The 16,142-nt window shown below is 68.3% G+C and carries 17 protein-coding genes; 6 read left to right on the top strand and 11 right to left on the bottom strand.

Annotated features, from left to right (window positions below; all coding sequences use genetic code 11):
• Nucleotides 1-49: 49 nt before the first annotated feature.
• Genes AC1DVU_RS04260 through AC1DVU_RS04250 form a run of 3 tightly spaced genes read right to left on the bottom strand, consistent with a single transcriptional unit; the run spans nucleotide 50 to nucleotide 2,778 of the window.
• Nucleotides 50-871 carry a DUF1206 domain-containing protein gene (locus AC1DVU_RS04260; RefSeq protein ID WP_476921182.1) on the bottom strand — a complete coding sequence of 274 codons (822 nt, stop codon included), beginning with the start codon at nucleotides 869-871 and terminating at the stop codon, nucleotides 50-52.
• A gap of 31 nt (nucleotides 872-902) precedes the next feature.
• The gene (locus AC1DVU_RS04255) at nucleotides 903-2,411 is read right to left on the bottom strand and encodes an SDR family oxidoreductase (protein ID WP_476921181.1); all 1,509 of its coding nucleotides are present in this window, start codon (nucleotides 2,409-2,411) and stop codon (nucleotides 903-905) included.
• A 46-nt stretch (nucleotides 2,412-2,457) separates the two neighbouring features.
• The gene (locus tag AC1DVU_RS04250) at nucleotides 2,458-2,778 is read right to left on the bottom strand and encodes a 4-fold beta flower protein (RefSeq protein ID WP_476921180.1); all 321 of its coding nucleotides are present in this window, start codon (nucleotides 2,776-2,778) and stop codon (nucleotides 2,458-2,460) included.
• A gap of 173 nt (nucleotides 2,779-2,951) precedes the next feature.
• Here AC1DVU_RS04250 and AC1DVU_RS04245 point away from each other — a divergent pair, with 173 nt between their 5' ends.
• The 3 genes from AC1DVU_RS04245 (at nucleotide 2,952) to AC1DVU_RS04235 (ending at nucleotide 6,110) form a co-directional block, all read left to right on the top strand.
• Nucleotides 2,952-4,550, top strand: coding sequence for an FMN-binding glutamate synthase family protein (locus AC1DVU_RS04245; protein ID WP_476921179.1), 1,599 nt, complete (start codon nucleotides 2,952-2,954; stop codon nucleotides 4,548-4,550).
• A gap of 155 nt (nucleotides 4,551-4,705) precedes the next feature.
• A complete protein-coding gene (locus tag AC1DVU_RS04240; RefSeq protein ID WP_476921178.1) occupies nucleotides 4,706-5,692 on the top strand; it encodes a hypothetical protein in 987 nt (328 codons plus the stop codon).
• The gene (locus AC1DVU_RS04235) at nucleotides 5,682-6,110 is read left to right on the top strand and encodes an OsmC family protein (RefSeq protein ID WP_476921177.1); all 429 of its coding nucleotides are present in this window, start codon (nucleotides 5,682-5,684) and stop codon (nucleotides 6,108-6,110) included. The genes AC1DVU_RS04240 and AC1DVU_RS04235 overlap by 11 nt, the downstream gene beginning before the upstream one ends.
• Nucleotides 6,111-6,114: 4 nt before the next feature.
• Here AC1DVU_RS04235 and AC1DVU_RS04230 read toward each other — a convergent pair whose 3' ends face one another.
• The 7 genes from AC1DVU_RS04230 to AC1DVU_RS04200 all read right to left on the bottom strand — a co-directional run bounded on the left by AC1DVU_RS04230 (nucleotide 6,115) and on the right by AC1DVU_RS04200 (nucleotide 11,187).
• The gene (locus tag AC1DVU_RS04230; RefSeq protein ID WP_476921176.1) at nucleotides 6,115-6,474 is read right to left on the bottom strand and encodes a VOC family protein; all 360 of its coding nucleotides are present in this window, start codon (nucleotides 6,472-6,474) and stop codon (nucleotides 6,115-6,117) included.
• Between the two features lie 16 nt (nucleotides 6,475-6,490).
• The gene (locus AC1DVU_RS04225) at nucleotides 6,491-6,949 is read right to left on the bottom strand and encodes a VOC family protein (RefSeq protein ID WP_476921175.1); all 459 of its coding nucleotides are present in this window, start codon (nucleotides 6,947-6,949) and stop codon (nucleotides 6,491-6,493) included.
• Nucleotides 6,946-7,449, bottom strand: a complete 504-nt coding sequence (locus AC1DVU_RS04220; protein WP_476921174.1) for an SRPBCC family protein — start codon at nucleotides 7,447-7,449, stop codon at nucleotides 6,946-6,948. Before AC1DVU_RS04220 ends, AC1DVU_RS04225 begins: the two co-directional genes overlap by 4 nt.
• Nucleotides 7,442-7,816 (bottom strand): ArsR/SmtB family transcription factor, encoded by a 375-nt coding sequence (locus tag AC1DVU_RS04215; RefSeq protein WP_476921173.1) that lies wholly within the window; start codon nucleotides 7,814-7,816, stop codon nucleotides 7,442-7,444. Before AC1DVU_RS04215 ends, AC1DVU_RS04220 begins: the two co-directional genes overlap by 8 nt.
• 77 nt (nucleotides 7,817-7,893) lie before the next feature.
• Nucleotides 7,894-8,751, bottom strand: a complete 858-nt coding sequence (locus tag AC1DVU_RS04210; RefSeq protein ID WP_476921172.1) for an SDR family oxidoreductase — start codon at nucleotides 8,749-8,751, stop codon at nucleotides 7,894-7,896.
• Between the two features lie 9 nt (nucleotides 8,752-8,760).
• The gene (locus AC1DVU_RS04205; RefSeq protein WP_476921171.1) at nucleotides 8,761-9,858 is read right to left on the bottom strand and encodes an FAD-dependent oxidoreductase; all 1,098 of its coding nucleotides are present in this window, start codon (nucleotides 9,856-9,858) and stop codon (nucleotides 8,761-8,763) included.
• Between the two features lie 63 nt (nucleotides 9,859-9,921).
• Nucleotides 9,922-11,187, bottom strand: coding sequence for a hypothetical protein (locus AC1DVU_RS04200; protein WP_476921170.1), 1,266 nt, complete (start codon nucleotides 11,185-11,187; stop codon nucleotides 9,922-9,924).
• Nucleotides 11,188-11,327: 140 nt separating this feature from the next.
• Between AC1DVU_RS04200 and AC1DVU_RS04195 the strand changes: the two genes are divergently transcribed.
• Nucleotides 11,328-12,188, top strand: coding sequence for an alpha/beta fold hydrolase (locus AC1DVU_RS04195; protein WP_476921169.1), 861 nt, complete (start codon nucleotides 11,328-11,330; stop codon nucleotides 12,186-12,188).
• Complete coding sequence (locus AC1DVU_RS04190; RefSeq protein ID WP_476921168.1) at nucleotides 12,185-12,937, top strand: enoyl-CoA hydratase; 753 nt, start codon at nucleotides 12,185-12,187, stop codon at nucleotides 12,935-12,937. Before AC1DVU_RS04195 ends, AC1DVU_RS04190 begins: the two co-directional genes overlap by 4 nt.
• A 103-nt stretch (nucleotides 12,938-13,040) precedes the next feature.
• Here the strand turns inward: AC1DVU_RS04190 and AC1DVU_RS04185 are convergent, their stop codons facing one another.
• Entirely contained in the window at nucleotides 13,041-14,459 is a 1,419-nt protein-coding gene (locus AC1DVU_RS04185; RefSeq protein WP_476921167.1) for a hypothetical protein, read from the bottom strand.
• 102 nt (nucleotides 14,460-14,561) lie between these two features.
• On the opposite strand from AC1DVU_RS04185, the gene AC1DVU_RS04180 reads away from it, so the two are divergent.
• Nucleotides 14,562-16,121 (top strand): molybdopterin-dependent oxidoreductase, encoded by a 1,560-nt coding sequence (locus tag AC1DVU_RS04180; protein WP_476921166.1) that lies wholly within the window; start codon nucleotides 14,562-14,564, stop codon nucleotides 16,119-16,121.
• Nucleotides 16,122-16,142: the final 21 nt, after the last annotated feature.

Below are 16,142 nucleotides of genomic sequence, written 5' to 3'. Positions count from 1 at the left end.
CCACCATCCTCTGGGTGGTGGTTGCGACACGCAAATGCGCCAGGCGGTCTCAGCGCGCGCGGACGTACCGCGCCCACGCGAAGCAGAAGAGCCCGAACGCCGCGAGGCCGACCGCGACGAACGTCAGCAGGTAGGGCCCGTAGGGCTGGTCGCGAACCGTCTTGAGGGCGTCGTCCAGGCCGCCGGCCTTGTCGGGGTCGTACGAGAGCGCGGCCCAGCCGAACAGCACGCCGACGACACCGATTGCCGTGCCCTTGCTGACATAGCCGAACCGACCGACGAGCAGGACGGGTGATCGCGTGGCGCCGCTGGTGGCCTCGGGCTCGAGGTCGTGGGTGAAGTCGTCGCTGAAGCCGCGGCGGACGTGCGCCACCGCGACGGCCAGGATCGCGATCCCGACCGCAGCGACGAGGAGTCGGCCGGCCGGCGCGGACAGCAGGTCCGCCGTGACGCCTTCGCCCTTCTGGTCCTGGCTGCTCTGGCCACCCGATCCCGTCGCGGTGCGAGCTGCTGAGAAGCCGACCGCTACATAGATCACGGCGCGGCCCAGGGCGGCGAGCCGCTTGAGGGTGCGGTGCTTCTCGTCGAACATGGCCCGGTGGCCCCACATCGCGGTCATGACCTGCCAGACCGCGAGCGCGAAGAGCCCGCCTGCGCAGACCCAGAGCAGGACCTTGCCGAACGGTTGCTCCGCCAGGGTGTGCAGGGCGCCCTGGCTGTCGGCCTCACCGCCGTTGCCCCAGGCGACCTGCAGCGCGATCCATGCGATCAGCAGGTGCACCAGGCCGAACGCGACCAGGCCGACCCGGGCCGCAGCCCGCATCGTGTCGCTCTGCCGGGCGTCCTGGCCGGCTGCTGTCGCGTCTCCCATGTGGGCTCTCCCTCTCCCCCGACCGATCGTCTCAGAGGTCGCGGGGTTCCGCCCGCCGAGCGGGAGTGGCCTCCTCCAGCGCCTCGGCTGCCTTGGCGATGTTCTTCTGCATCGAGCCGAAGATGATGCCGTGGAACGGATAGATCGACCACCAGTAGAGGTGTCCGAGGAGACCCTTCGGGTGGAACAGCGCCCGGTGGTGGAACGTCGTCGTCCCTCCGTCGGTCGACCCGACCCGCAGCTCGAGCCAGGCCAGCCCGGGCAGCTTCATCTCGGCTCGGAGACGGAGGAACGTATGGTCGTCGGTCTCCTCGACGCGCCAGAAGTCGAGCGCGTCACCCACAACGAGGTCCCGGTCGTTGCGCCGGCCCCGCCGCAGTCCCGGACCGCCGACGGCGCGGTCGAGGAGGCCACGGATCCACCAGGCCAGCGCCCAGGAGTACCAGCCGTTGCGGCCGCCGATGCCCTCGATGATCGTCCAGAGGTGCTCCGGACTCGCGTGGACCTCGCGGGTCCGTTCGTCGGTGTAGAGCGATCCGCCGGCCCAGTCCGGGTCGGTCGGCAATCCCTCGGCCGGGGCGCCGGCCGTTGACGCGGACGACCAGCGGGTCGGCACGTCGAGATCCTGGATCTTGGTGAGGGCGAGCTCGACCGAGCGCTCGAACCCGATGAGTCCTTCGGGCGGGTCCGGCACGTACGTCTTGATGTCGGTCTCCGCGGCGACGACGGTGTTGCGGAGCGACTCCACGAGTGGCCGGGCGAGGCTCGCCGGCACCGGGGTGATGAGGCCGACCCAGTGGCTCGACAGTCCCGGCGACAGGACCGGCACCGGCAGGACGCGCCGTCTCGGCAGGCCGGCGACGGCGGCGTACCGCTGCATCATGTCGAAGTACGTCAGCACGTCCGGCCCGCCGATGTCGAACCGCCGGTTGACCTCGGCCGGCAGCGAGGAGCACGCGACGAGGTAGCGCAGGACGTCGCGGATCGCGATCGGCTGGATCCGGGTGTGGACCCACTTCGGCGTCACCATGACGGGCAGTCGCTCGGTGAGATAGCGGAGCATCTCGAACGAGGCAGAGCCCGAGCCGATGATGATGCCGGCCTGCAGGACCGCGGTCGGGACCCCCGAGCCGAGCAGGACCTCGCCGACCTCTTCACGGGACCGGAGGTGCTCGGACAGCTGCTCGCCCGCGGGCGACATCCCGCCGAGATAGACGATGCGGCGAACGCCGGCGCGCCTGGCCTCGGCGGCGAACGTCTCCGCGATTCCCCGCTCCGTCGCGGCGAAGCCAGCGCCGCTGCCGATCGAGTGGAGCAGGTAGAAGACGACATCGACGCCTGCCATGGCCGACCGCACCTGCGATGCATCGGTTGCGTCGGCGACGGCGATCTCGACGTCGGCGGACCAGGCGTGGGCCTCTGCCTTGCGCTCGTCGCGGACCATGACGCGTACGTCGTGGCCTGCGTCGACGAGCTGGGGGACGAGTCGGCCACCGACATAGCCGGTCGCTCCGGTCACGAGGCTTCTGGTGGCGGGCACCCCACCAGTGTTCGGGTCGCGGCACGATGCCGCACGCCCAAACCGGTCAGGTCAGGATGTGGACGACGGTGTCCTCGTACGCGAACCGGTTGGGGAACGCGTGCGGGGTCAGCGGCCGACCCGTGGGCTGAACCTCGCCGGGATCCGCCGGGGCCTCTGCGCACGGGCGCTCGTACCAGTCGTTGCGGCGTACGAACCGGTCGTCGACGACCGTGCCGAGATAGTGGCCGTCACGATCGACGGCGTCGTGGTCACCCCAGGGGAACCAGCCGATCCAGCGGCCGCTGAGGTCGAAGACGAACGGGTCAGTCCAGGTACGCCTGAACGCGATGACCTCGCCTTCCATGTCGAACAGATACACGCTCATCCGAGATAGTCCTTCCAGCGCTTCTTCCTTCGACGGTACGACTGGCTGTCTGCAATTTCAGGGATTTGTTGCGTGCCCAGCAAAAATGACTCGAAAGGACTACGACGCCCTGGTCCTCTCGGCCAGGGCCCCTTCCGATGGACAAGCCATCCGGCGCGGGGTAGGACTTGGACATGAAGGTCAGCCGCGTGCTCGGTGGGGTCGGGGTCGCCCTTGGCGCCGTCGCCGTGCGCGACCTGACGCAGAAAAGGCACGCGCTGCTGCGCAACTTCCCGGTGATCGCGCACGCGCGCTACTGGCTGGAGACGATCGGTCCCGAGCTGCGTCAGTACATCGTCACGGGCAACGACGAGGAACGGCCGTTCAGCCGCGACCAGCGTTCGTGGATCTATGCGTCGTCGAAGCAGGAGAACAACTATTCGGGCTTCGGCACCGACAACGACATCGAGCACATGCCCGGCTACGCGATCATCAAGCACCGTACGTTCGCGGACTCCCTCCCGCACGACCACGCTGAGAGGGTCGGTTTGCCCAGCGCCAAGGTGCTCGGCGGCCCGCGCGGGCGCACCAAGGCGTTCCGTCCGGAGTCGCTGATCAACGTCTCGGCGATGAGCTTCGGATCGATGTCCGGCAACGCGATCCAGGCGCTCAACAAGGGAGCCAAGCTCGCGGGGTGCATGCACAACACCGGCGAGGGCGGTCTCTCACAGCATCACCGTCAGGGTGGCGACATCGTGCTGCAGGTCGGCACCGCATACTTCGGCTGCCGCAACGAGGACGGCACATTCTCGCTCGAGAAGCTCAAGGGCGTCGCCGAGTCGGCGCCGGTGAAGGCGATCGAGATCAAGCTCTCGCAGGGCGCCAAGCCCGGCCTCGGCGGCCTCCTGCCGGCCGCCAAGGTGACCAAGGAGATCAGCGAGATCCGCGGCATCCCGATGGGCAAGGACTGCGCAAGCCCCTCCCGGCACACGGCGTTCACCGACGTCGACAGCCTCCTCGACTTCGTCGAGCTCGTGGCGGCCGAGACGGGGCTCCCGGTAGGGATCAAGAGCGCGGTCGGCGAGATGGAGTTCTGGTACGAGCTCGTGCGGCTCATGGCGAAAGGCGATCGCGGGGTCGACTTCGTGACGGTCGACGGTGGCGAGGGCGGCACCGGCGCCTCCCCGCCGATCTTCGCCGACTCGATCGCGCTGCCGTTCCGGATGGGGTTCTCGCGGGTCTATGGCACGTTCGCCGAGGCCGGGCTCACCGACGATGTCACGTTCATCGGCTCCGGCAAGCTCGGCCTCGTCGACAACGCCGTCGTCGCGTTCGCACTGGGGGCTGACATGGTCAACGTCGCGCGCGAGGCGATGATGTCGATCGGCTGCATCCAGTCGCAGAAGTGCCACACCGACCGGTGCCCGACGGGCGTCGCGACCCAGGACCCGTGGCTGACGCACGGCCTCGACCCGACCTCGAAGTCGGAGCGGTGCGCGCAGTACATCCGTACGTTCCGCAAGGAGATCGTGAAGGTCTCCGAGTCGGTCGGCGTCGCGCACCCCGGGCTCATCACCGCTGATGACGTCGACATCATGTGCGGCGACTACGAGGCTCGCTCGCTGCGGTCGGTCTACGGCTACAAGGACGGCTGGGGCGCCTTGGGCGACTCGCTCGCCGAGGAGATCACCGAGCTGATGGCACCGGGTGGCTCGCGTCCGGAGACTCGTTCGATCGAGGAAGGCGAGGGCGAGAAACCCATAGGCAAAGACATGACCACCGGGATAACATGACCTGAGATCGGGGGAACGGTCATGGTGTATCAGGACGCACGTTCGTGGTGGGAGTCGCGAACCGCATCCCGGGCGCTCCCTGCGCAGCAGCACCCTGCCGTTGACACTGTCCTCTGCGACTCGGAGGGCATCCCAAGGGAGAGGGAAAACCTGCCATGAACCGTTCCGTGATCGCCGCTGCCCTTCTGGTTGCAGCACCACTCGTCGCTATCATGCCCGCCAGTCCAGCCGCCGCTGCCGAGGCGACGTGCGCCGCGCTCGCGAGCGCGCCCGAGACCGACCTGGTCAACCGCGCGCTTGAATACGAGAACAGCAAGGGCGCAGTCGTCGGGCGCACCGTGGTTTACCGGTCGGCCGGCTACGTCGTCGGTGGCGTCACCCTCTACGACTTCTGTGTGCAGACCAAGGCAACTTCAGCCGCCTTTGGTTCCTACACCACCCGCCCGGCCAAGTCCGTGGTGTACGCATACCGGGCCGACGGCACCCCGACGTCTGCAGACTCCGGCGAGTGCACCATCACCTTGCAGCAGGCGTGCTCGGCCCTCATCAAGGGACAGCGTGCGCTGCGCAAGGTCTACGGTCGGGTCACGGCCAACAACAACAGCAACTACAGCGAGACCTACACCTACACGCCGCCCACCTCGTTCCCCAACAGTGGCGCGCCGTGCAACTCGCTCGGGGACTCGACCCTGAAGCCGTTCACCACCACCTTCAGGAGCGTCAACCTGGTCACCACCGGCGGCGTCACGGTCGGCAACGCCACCCTCTACCGGTCCGCCGGATACTGGTACGCCGGCCGCACCGTCTACGACTACTGCGCCGTCACCAACGCCAAGGTCGAGGCGTTCGGCACCTACGCCAGCAACGTGTCATCGGTCGCCGCCCAAGTGAACCTGACGACGGAGATCGATCCGGACCTGATGGACTACACCGACAACACCTGCGACCTCTCCACCGTCATGGTCGAGTGCGCCGCCGCCAACAAAGCCCAGACCGAATATCCGGACCAGTTCGGTGGCATGGTTCGCGTCGGAGGGGTCGACGTGGCTGAACAGGTCTACTTCAACCTCGAAGGCTCATCGACGGCACAGTCGTCCTCGACGGAACAGTCAGGCGATATAGCGTCGTCCTATGGCGAGTGACACCGAGCGATCTGTTGAGCTGACCCGCACCGGCAAGGCGCGTTTCCGGGCGACCAACGTCCGTGGCAAGACCTTGGACTTCGGCGAGGGCAATGACGACGACTTCACGCCGATCGAGCTGCTGCTGGCGGGGATCGCCGGCTGCAGCGCGATCGACGTGGACTACCTCGTGGGCAAGCGCGTCGACCCGGAGTCGTTCGACGTGTCGATCCGCGCCGACAAGATCCGTGACGAGCTCGGCAACCGGCTCACCGACATCCGCGTGACGTTCAATGTGACGTTCCCCGAGGGCGACGACGGCGACCGCGCCAAGGAATCCCTCCCACGAGCGGTGGCCCAGTCGCACGACCGGCTGTGCACCGTCACGCGTACGGTCGTCGTCGGCACGCCGGTCGACTCCGTCGTCGTCGAGCACTGATTTTTCAGGCAGACATCCAGGGCGGGCGACGGATCAGGCAGAACGGGTGCCCCGCAGGGTCGGCGTAGACATCGCCCTCGAGGTGCCTGGCGCCCAACGCCACGACCTGGGGGCGGGCAGCAGCAGGGTCGTCGACCGCGACATCGACGTGCACCTGCTGGCCGACGATGGGGTCGGGCCAGGTCGGCTCCACGTGGTTGGGCGCGCGCTGGAACGCGATGCCTGAGGTCCGGTCATCGACCGAGACCACGACGAAGTCACCGTCGTCGTACGTGATCGGTTGACCGAGCAGGGCAGACCAGAACGCCGCCGATCCCTGAGGGTCGGCGGCGTCCAGGATGATGTGGTGGAGCCGCCCGATCATGCGGCCAGCGTACGACTCAGACCCCGTCGGCCGCGTCCTGGAGCGCCTTGAGGTTGAGGCGCTTCATCTGCATCATCGCCGCCTGCGCCCGACCGGCCCTGTCCGGATCCGGGTCGCTCAGGAGGCGCATCAGCAGCGTCGGGACGACCTGCCACGAGAGGCCGAACGCATCGACGAGCCAGCCGCACGGGCCCTGCTCGCCGCCACCCTCGATCAGGGCGTCGGAGATCCGGTCCACCTCTTCCTGCGTCTCGACACTGACCGACAGCGAGAAGGCGTCGGTGAGCTTGTGGTCGGGGCCGCCGTTCATGAGCGTCAGGGTCTGACCCTGCAGGCGGATCGTCGCGATGAACAGCTTGCCGTCATGCAGGCGGTTCTCCTCGACGAGCTCGGCGTCGTCGAAGACCTTGAGGTAGCGCTCGACCGCCTGCTCGGCGTTGTCGTCGAACCAGAGGAACGGGGTGATCGTGATCATGATGCGGCTCCTTCGATGTTGTCAGGGCTGTTGCGATACTTGGCGGGCGTCGCGAGCAGGGCGTCGAGCTTGTAGAACGACTGGTTCCAGCCCACGGCGCTCATCTCGCGCAGCTCCTCGGGGAACGGGCCCTGGCGCAGCTCGAGCCGGGTGCCCTCGCCCTCGGGGATGAACTCGATCGACAGCGACATCCTGGTGCCGTCCTCGATGCCGGGAACGGACTCCGCGGTCTCGTAGCCGACGATCAGCTGGTTCTCGACGACCTCGGTGAAGGTCGCGTGGATCGGCGCCCGCCACTCGGGGTTGTCCTTGCCGACCATCGTCATCTCCCAGTGCCCGCCGGTGCGGACGTCGACGTCGACGGTGTCGAGCGGGACGGTGAACATCAACGGCCCGAACCACTGAGCCAGCTGTTCGGGGTCGGTGAACGCTCGGTAGACGAGCTCGGGCGGAGCGTCGAAGTAGCGCGAGATGTTCACCTCGAAGGTGGTGTCAGTCATCGTTCGGATCCTCTTCCTTGTCGGTGTCCGGGGTGTCGTCCTGCAGGGCCTTCATGGCGGCCAGGTGCGCGTCGAGACGAGAGAAGCGGTCGTCCCACAGGTGGCTGAGGTGTTCCATCCACGTTGTCGCCTCCTTCAGCGGCGCAGCCTCGAGGCTGTTCGAACGCCACTGCGCCCGCTTGTCGCGGCTGATCAGGCCGGCGCCCTCGAGCACCTTGAGGTGCCGCGAGATGGCCGGGAGGCTGATCGGGAACGGGTCGGCGAGCTCGGTCACGGTCGCATCGCCCTGGCCGAGCCGGGTGAGGATGTCACGCCGGGTCGGGTCGGCGAGCGCCGAGAAGACCTTGCTGAGCTGATCGGTTGCCATGCATTTAACGTATGGGTTAATTAACCAGTACGTCAAGTACCTCGATAGAACTCACCCGAACTCGGGCGGAGGGCCGGTCAGTGCAGCGTGAGCTCGGGGTTGTGCGGGCCCTTGGGCTCGACCCAGAAGTCGAGCGCGAGCTGGTCCTCGGTGCCGCCGTTGAGGTAGACCGAGAAGTCCGTGACGCCGGCGTCCTCGAGCACGTCGTCGTCGATCAGGAACTGGCCGGTGAACTCCCGGCTCGGCTTGGTGAGGATCTCGTAGGCCGCATCGGCCATGATCGCGGGCGTGCGGGAGTGACTGACGAGCCCGGCGCCGACGACGTTGCGGACGGCAGCGGTGTCGATCGCAGTGCGGGGCCACAGCGAGTTGGCAGCGATGCCGAACTCGCGCAGCTCCTCGCTCAGGCCGAGCGTCACGAGGCTCATGCCGTACTTCGCGATGGTGTACGCCGTGTGCTTCGTGAACCACTTGGGGTCGAGGCTGATCGGCGGCGACAACGTCAGGATGTGGGCGTTGTCGGACTGCTTCAGCCACTCGATCGCGGACTTGGCGAGCAGGAACGAGCCGCGCGTGTTGATGTCGTTCATCAGGTCGTACTTCTTCATCGACACGTCGGCGGTGTTGGACAGGTCGATCGCGCTCGCGTTGTTGACCACGATGTCGATGCCGCCGAACGCCTCGGCGGTCTTGGCGACGGCGTCGACCACGAAGTCGTCGTCGCGCACGTCCCCGACCAGGGGCAGGGCCTTGCCGCCGGCCTCCTCGATCGCGGCCGCAGCGGTGTAGATCGTGCCCGGCAGCTTGGGGTGCGGCTCGGTGGTCTTGGCCAGCAGGGCGACGTTGGCGCCGTCCTTGGCCGCGCGGATCGCGATCGCCTCGCCGATCCCACGGGATCCGCCGGACATGATGATGGTCTTTCCTGCAAGGGACATGGTCACACCTTAGGTAGTCGTGCGGTGGGCTGAGACGGTGAAGCGTGGTTCGGGAGTGGCAGTGCCGGCGACGAGGTCGGCGACCATGCCCCCGACGAGCGGCACGAACTTGAAGCCGTGACCGGAGAATCCAGCGGCGACGGTGACGCGGCCGGTGCGGTCGATGATGAAGTCGTCCTCCGCGAGGCCGCCGTAGAGACACGTGCCGGGATCGAGGGTCGACGCGTCGACACCGGGCACCCACTCATCGACGTACGTTCGCAGGGCATCGACCTCTTCGGCGACGACGGCGAAGTCGCGGTCATCCGGGTCGACGACCTTGCCGCCACCGTGGAAGCCGACCTTGATGCCGTCGGGCGACGGGAGCCCGTACGCCTCGGGCATCGCGGTGCCGCGTTCATCGACCCTGCGGTGGATGAAGGTCGGCCAGGGCATCGTCGGGTCCTTGGGCACGAAGTGCGATGGCTGAACCTGGATCGCGATGTCGGCCGGCAGGTCCGCGAGCCCGTGGCTCCAGACACCGGCGGCGACCACCACGTGGTCGGCGGTGAACGTACGGTCGCCGGCGACGATGCTCACGCCGTCGGCGGACTCCTCGATCGCGTCGACGCGCGTGTGCGGATGCCACTCGGCACCGTCCGCGATGGCGTCGCTCTGCAGGATCGCCAGGATGTTGTCCGGATGGGCGACACCGCCGTCGGGCTGGAACAGGACGGCTTCGTCGAAGCGAAGCCCTGGCCAGCGATCAACGGCTTCGTCGGGGCTGAGCCACTCGTACGGTGCTCCAGCTGAGTCGAGTGCGGCGGCGAACGGCTCGAGCAGGTGGCGCGGGCCGTGATCGACGCTTCCGGTGCGGCGGATCACCTCGACATCGGTGCGCTGCTGGAGCTCGTCCCACATCGGTCGCACGGCCATCGCCAGACGTACGTAGAACGGGTCGTCGTAGACCAGCCGCACGATCCGAGACGTGCCGTGGGAGCTACCACGCGCGTGCAGCATCTCGTGCTGCTCGAGCACCGTGACGGGGTGGCCGCGCCGAGCGAGCTCACGCGCGGCGCTGGTCCCCATGGCACCGCCACCGACCACGATGACGCTGGGCTGGGGCATCCCTCGATCCTGCCGCCCCTCCTATTTACCGTCAAGACTGACGGTAAGTGACCAACGTCGCTCTCAGTAGGTCTTGATGGTCCGGGAGTAGTCAGAGCAGGAACGTCCCGAGGCGTAGCCCGAGCGACTGGCCGTGACGCACACCTTGATCCGATGGCCGACGTCTGCCTTCTGCGGGTAGTAGTCCCGCAGCTCCGTCCGGAGGAAGATCTTGCCGTCGCGGACCCAGTCGTACTGGTACCTCGACGCCTGCGGGGTCCAGGTGCCCTTCGAAGCCGTGAGCCGGTACGTCTCGACAGTCAGCTTCGGACGGGACGTGACCTTGAGGGTCTTGTAGTGGAAGGTCAGGGTCTTCGAGGTCGTGGCCCCGGATGTCACGGTGATCGGGTTGGCCGTGGGGAAGCTGAGCTTCCAGGTGAACCACTCCTGATAGCCCTGGATGTTCAACGGCATCGCGCGAACCTTGTAGACGCCAGGGTGGAGTCCGGGGATCGTACGCGTGCTCGGATCTCCGTCCGTGTACTGCCAGATCTCCCGGCCGTCCTCGTCGTACAGCTGGACCTGGCCGGTGGTCAGGGATCCGGTGGGCTTGCGCAAGGTGATGGTGAGTGCTCCGGAAAGGGTCAAGGTGATGTTGCGGCCGGTGACCGCTTCACCGGTCGTGACCGTCACGCCCTCACCGCGGCTCGCTGCAGCTGCCGCGGGATACCACTGGTTGCGGTAGCCGGCGGTGGAGCTCCCGTCGTCGACCCGCAGCTTGTAGGTGCCGGCCGGCAGCTTGGCGACCTCGAAGTAGCCGTTCGGGGTGACGTTGGAGAAGCTCGTCTCGGTGTTGGCGACCTTGCCGGTGGACAGGACCCGGTGTGCGCTGACGTGGGTGTTGTCGATCCGTGGTCCGCCTTCCGGCGGCGTGATGACGCCGGAGATCGAGGCGCCCCGCACCAGCGCGAAGCTGATCGTGCGGTCCGTGGTCGCATTGAAGACGTACGCCTTGCGGAAGTTGTAGTCCTGCGAGAGCCAGGCGCCGTACAAGTACTTCTGCTCGGCGCTGAAGGAGTAGTAGGAGCCGGCGGTCAGCTGGATCGTGTACGTCCCGTCGTCCGCGGTCTCCGTGCAGCGCTGTGCGCCGTAGCCGCCAGTGCTGGTGCGGCGGGTCGCGCACACCGTGATGCCGCCGATCGGACCAGACCCGTCGGCCGCCGTGACGGTGCCGTGCGCCGACGGCGTCGTGGCCGCCTGGGCAGGCGTGGCCAGCCCTCCGAGGACGATCGCAGCAGCGAGAAGAAGGAAGATGACAGGCGCTGCGTCGCGCCGACCCCGAGTGATCACCGGGACATCCTGCCTCATCTCGGAGGCCCATGTCCCCACAACGGAGACATCCTGCCGCAAAGCGTGTGTCGACCTGAACGCGGTTCGGCTGATCGCCTCGCCTAGAGTCCGTGTACGGACGGCACGTGAGGAGGTTCGCGATGAGCCGACAGATTCCGAGCTGGTTCGCCGACGCCCTGGGGCAGTCGTACGACGCCGCCGAGGTCGAGGTCGACGGCGTACGCATCTCCTATCGCGCCTGGGGCAAGGTCGGCGATCCCGTCGCGATCCTCGTGCACGGCGGGGCGGCGCACGCGGGCTGGTGGGACCACGTAGCACCGCACCTCGCTGCCGGTCACCGCGTCATCGCGATCGACCTGAGCGGCCACGGCGACAGCGGCCACCGCGAGACGTACTCGCTGGATGCCTGGGCCGACGAGGTCATGGCCGTCGCGCGCGCGGAGTCCGACCAGCCGCCGGTCCTGCTCGGACACAGCATGGGTGGCTTCGTGGTGCTGACGGCCGCACAGCGCTACGGGCACGCGATCCGCGGAGCCGCTGCGATCGACTCGCCGGTCCGCGAGATGTCACCCGAAGCGCGGGCGTGGGTCGCGAGCAAGCACGTGCCCGGCAACAAGATCTACGACGATCGCGAGACGATCCTCGGTAGGTTCCGCACGCTCCCGGCTGACGACGCGTCGTTGCCCTACATCCGTCAGCACCTGGCTGAGGGCTCGATCCGTGAGGTCGTCGGCGGGTGGACGTGGAAGTTCGACCCTCGGATCTTCTTGCGGGCCCGGATGGAACCCGAGGACCTGGCCGAAGCCACCTGCGACATCGCGCTGATCCGCGGCGAGCGTGGGATGGCGACGACTGACATCACGGATGTCGTCGCGCAACGCCTCGGCCGTGACGTACCGGTCACCGTCATCCGCGACGCCGGCCACCACATCATGCTCGACCAGCCCATCGCGCTCATCGCGGTGCTGCAGACCCTGCTCGGCCAATGGAGGAACCCATGAGCGACTCGGTACTCATCGACACCACGGACGGTGTCCTGACGATCACGTGGAACGAGCCCGATCGGCTCAACGCCCTGACCGCCGACATGCTCAACGTCGCGGCCGACGCGATCGAGGGCGCCGCGGGCGTACGCCTCATCGTCGTCACGGGCAGCGGGCGGGCGTTCAGCTCCGGCGCGGCACTCGGGCCTGACTTCGACGGGGCGGCGACCCTCGACGGGGCGAACCGCCTGGTCCGCGCGATGACACGTACGCCCGTGCCCGTCGTCAGCGCCGTCAACGGCATCGCGGCAGGCGTCGGCGTGTCCATCGCGATCGCCGCCGACATCACGCTGGCCAGGAGCTCGGGCTACTTCCTCCTGGCGTTCGTCAACATCGGGCTGATGCCCGACGGCGGTGCGACCGAGCTCGTCGCTGCGTCGATCGGCCGGGCGCGCGCCAACCGCATGGCGATGCTCGGCGAGCGGCTCTCGGCCGACGACGCCGCGGAGATCGGCCTGATCTACAAGTCGCTCGACGACGAGGCGTACGACGCGGAGCTCGCGATGTTGGTCGACAAGCTCGGCAACGGCCCCACTGTCGCGCTCGGGACGATGAAGGCCGCGATCACCGCGACGACGCTGAGCCACCTCGATGAGGCGCTCGATCGTGAGCGCGAGGGCCAGATCGCGCTGTTCGCGACGGCCGACTTCGCCGAGGGTGGTCAGGCGTTCATCGAGAAGCGGAAGGCCGAGTTCACCGGCAACTGAGTCGCTCGGTGGTTGAGGTGCGGAGCGAGCTCTGCGAGTGCAGCCTCGAAACCACCACTGGTTTCGAGACGCTCGTTCCTCGCTCCTCAACCGGCGAAGGCGGTCAGCCCCGCAAGGCTCCGACGCCGAGTACTGCGGCGAGGCCGAGGGCGCTGCGTGGGTGATAGGCGCTGGTCCACAGGCCGCCGTGCGCGGCGTTGACCGCCTCGTCCTGCCACGGCTCGGCCTGGGGTGCAGCGCCGGCCTTCAGGTCGTACGCCATGAGCGCCGCCATCAAGGTGTTGCTCGTCGCCGGCTCGAACACCTCGACGCCGAAGCGGTGCGCGCCGGCGTAGGCCGCGGCGAGCGCCTTGTTCTTGACCACCGAACGCGTACGCGTTGCGGGCGCGACGTTGAGCGACACCGTCGTCCCCTCATGGCGCGCCGTGGTCGCGCGCCAGCGCTGGAGCCGCTTGGCGAGTGCGTAGTTGGGGCCCTGCTGCGGCACGAGCGCGTCGCACACGCCGGGGTCGGCGCCGGGTGGGTAGTTGCGCTGCAGCAGCCGGCCACCGCTGATCATCCGCAGTGGCGTCCGGAGCATCTTGCGCGAATCGGCATAGGCGCGGTTGGCGAAGGCGACCTCGGCGGCCGGCACGGCGAACGTGTCGGTCGGGGTCGCGAGGAAGGCCAGCGCGGTGTCGGGGCGGTGCCGGGTCAGGTGAGCCGCCAGGGCGTCTGCGGCCATCGACACGCGTACGTGCGAGGCACCGTCGGCGTAGCAGTAGTTGCCCAGCACCAGTCGGCCCTCGAGCCCGTCGAGCCAGTGCGCGACGGCCGAGAGCTCAGTGACGAGGTCGGCACCTGAGTCGTCGTCACCGTTCGTCACGATGCGTGCCGGGAGGTGCACGCGGCTCGCCGAGTCCTCGGCGTACGCCCGCACGCGTTCCTGCATGTCGGGCCGCGGCAGGTCGATCGCGACGACCTCGGCACCCCAGCGCAGGAGTGCCCGGTAGGGCGCCATCTCGGCCCCGGCGCCGAGCACCACGACGACGTCGCCCTCGAGCCTCAGCCAGTCGGGATTGTCCTGCACGGTCTGGATCGCCTCGGAGCACGACTGGGTGATGACGCCGCGCTCGACCCAGGTGTCGAGCTGTTCCAGCAGTGCCTGGCCGCGCAGCCGCTCACCGTGGTGCGGGATCGAGAGCTCGGTCTCCGGCTCGGCCGCCCCCGTGATCGTGCGGGTGTGGAACACCTGCGACAGGGCGGTGCCGGTGATGGCGTCGTCGAGGGGGACGTCACCGAAGCGCATGAGATCGTGCGCGCTGCGCAGTCCGTCTGCCGCAATCGACTGCGCGGCGGTCGCCTCGCCGATGCCGGCCTCGAGCGCGCGGCGGAAGTGGTCGAGATAGTTGCGACGCCAGTTGGTCTCGTTCTCGACCGCCCGGGCTCCCACGGGATCGGCCTTGCGCAACGCATCGGACAAGATCGTCCGGGCTGCTGCAGACGTGCTCTCAGTCGGAAACGACACTCCCTCGGTGTTCATCGGCTCAGACTAAGAGCGATTTTTGGTTACTGACGAGTCATGTGACGGAATCTTTCCGGCCGTTTGACCAATCGGTATGCCCGAGGGTGGCGAACCACGGGCATGAACTCATCGGCAGGACCCCGCACCGCAGCCCCATGGTCGGCCGGTGCCCTGGCGGGCCTCCTCGCCGCTGCCTCGGGGGTCGCCGTCGGCACCGCGGTCGCCGCCGTCCTGCGTGGGGTCCCGTCACCGATCGAGTCGGTCGGCAACCGGGCGATCGACTACGCACCGCCGTTCCTCAAGGAGTCCGCGGTCAAGCAGTTCGGCACCAACGACAAGCCCATCCTCATCGCCGGGGTGGTGGCCGCGCTGGCGGTCGTCGCGGCAGTCGCTGGCATCATCGGGCGGCGCAAGCCGCGCCTGTCGATCGCCATCGTCGCCGTCATCGGCCTGATCGCGGTGGCCGCCGCTGCGTCGGACCGCACCACGACAGCGAGCCGTGCCCTGACCCTGGTGCCCTCCCTGCTCACGCTCGCGGTGAGCCTGACCGCCCTGGTCCTCCTGCTCTCGAGCCTGGTCCCGGCCGGCAAGGCGACCGAAGAACATCCGATGGGCTTCCAGCGCCGTCGCTTCCTCGCCTCGGCCCTCGGCCTCGGAGCGCTCGTCGTGGTGGGTGGCGCGGTCGGCAAGGTCTTCGGCAACGCTGCCGCGGCCGCCTCGCGGGCCGGCATCAGGCTGCCGCGTTCGGCCCGGGCGGCGACGCCTGTTCCTGCCGACGCCCAGGTCGATGTCGAGGGCGTCAGCGCGTTCGTGACGTCGAACCGTGACTTCTACCGGGTCGACACCGCGTTGCGGATCCCGGACGTACCGGCCGAGGGCTGGAACCTGCGCATCCACGGCATGGTCGACCGCGAGCTGAACCTGTCGTTCCGCGAGCTCCTCGACATGCCGCTGGTCGACCACCGCATCACGTTGACCTGCGTCTCCAACGAGGTCGGCGGTCCGTACGTCGGCAACGCGGTCTGGACCGGGGTGCTGATCAAGGACCTGCTCGCGACGGCCGGCGTCCAGGCCGGCGCCGACGCGATCAAGTCGACGAGCGCCGACAAGTGGTCCGCCGGCACCCCGCTCGAGGCGGTCACCGATGACCGCAACGCGATGATCGCGATCGGCATGAACGGCGAGCCGCTGCCGCTGGCCCACGGCTTCCCGGCCCGGGTCGTCGTGCCGGGCCTGTACGGCTACGTGTCGGCCACCAAGTGGCTGACCGACATCGAGGTGACGCGTTTCGCGGACTTCAAGGCGTACTGGACGACCCGCGACTACGACGCCCAGGCGCCGATCAAGTTCTCGTCGCGCATCGACGTGCCGAAGTCGTTCCAGACGTTCCCCCGCGACAAGGTGCGCGTCGGCGGCGTCGCCTGGGCGCAGACCGTCGGCATCGAGCGCGTCGAGGTCAAGGTCGACGAGAGTGCCTGGCAGGACGCGACGCTCGCCGCCGAGGACACCGTCGAGACCTGGCGCCAGTGGAGCTGGCAGTGGGACGACGCGACCGAAGGCACCCACAAGCTCACGATCCGCGCCACCAACAAGAACGGCGAGACCCAGACCTCCGATCGGGCGCGCATACGCCCGAACGGTACGACCGGCTGGCACAGCGTCCAGTTCCGCGTCGAGTAGCAGCACACCCAACCCAAGGAG

Source organism: Aeromicrobium sp. P2_G6, assembly GCF_056403535.1.
This window is presented reverse-complemented; position numbering and strand designations above follow the sequence as displayed.

Coding starts and splice junctions, on each gene's coding strand:
- AC1DVU_RS04195 (WP_476921169.1), top strand. CDS start 11,328: ATGAGCCGACAGATTCCGAGCTGGTTCGCCGACGCCCTGGGGCAGTCG.
- AC1DVU_RS04250 (WP_476921180.1), bottom strand. CDS start 2,778: ATGAGCGTGTATCTGTTCGACATGGAAGGCGAGGTCATCGCGTTCAGG.
- AC1DVU_RS04190 (WP_476921168.1), top strand. CDS start 12,185: ATGAGCGACTCGGTACTCATCGACACCACGGACGGTGTCCTGACGATC.
- AC1DVU_RS04205 (WP_476921171.1), bottom strand. CDS start 9,858: ATGCCCCAGCCCAGCGTCATCGTGGTCGGTGGCGGTGCCATGGGGACC.
- AC1DVU_RS04210 (WP_476921172.1), bottom strand. CDS start 8,751: ATGTCCCTTGCAGGAAAGACCATCATCATGTCCGGCGGATCCCGTGGG.
- AC1DVU_RS04225 (WP_476921175.1), bottom strand. CDS start 6,949: ATGATCACGATCACCCCGTTCCTCTGGTTCGACGACAACGCCGAGCAG.
- AC1DVU_RS04240 (WP_476921178.1), top strand. CDS start 4,706: ATGAACCGTTCCGTGATCGCCGCTGCCCTTCTGGTTGCAGCACCACTC.
- AC1DVU_RS04215 (WP_476921173.1), bottom strand. CDS start 7,816: ATGGCAACCGATCAGCTCAGCAAGGTCTTCTCGGCGCTCGCCGACCCG.
- AC1DVU_RS04220 (WP_476921174.1), bottom strand. CDS start 7,449: ATGACTGACACCACCTTCGAGGTGAACATCTCGCGCTACTTCGACGCT.
- AC1DVU_RS04230 (WP_476921176.1), bottom strand. CDS start 6,474: ATGATCGGGCGGCTCCACCACATCATCCTGGACGCCGCCGACCCTCAG.
- AC1DVU_RS04185 (WP_476921167.1), bottom strand. CDS start 14,459: ATGAACACCGAGGGAGTGTCGTTTCCGACTGAGAGCACGTCTGCAGCA.
- AC1DVU_RS04180 (WP_476921166.1), top strand. CDS start 14,562: ATGAACTCATCGGCAGGACCCCGCACCGCAGCCCCATGGTCGGCCGGT.
- AC1DVU_RS04245 (WP_476921179.1), top strand. CDS start 2,952: ATGAAGGTCAGCCGCGTGCTCGGTGGGGTCGGGGTCGCCCTTGGCGCC.
- AC1DVU_RS04235 (WP_476921177.1), top strand. CDS start 5,682: ATGGCGAGTGACACCGAGCGATCTGTTGAGCTGACCCGCACCGGCAAG.
- AC1DVU_RS04260 (WP_476921182.1), bottom strand. CDS start 871: ATGGGAGACGCGACAGCAGCCGGCCAGGACGCCCGGCAGAGCGACACG.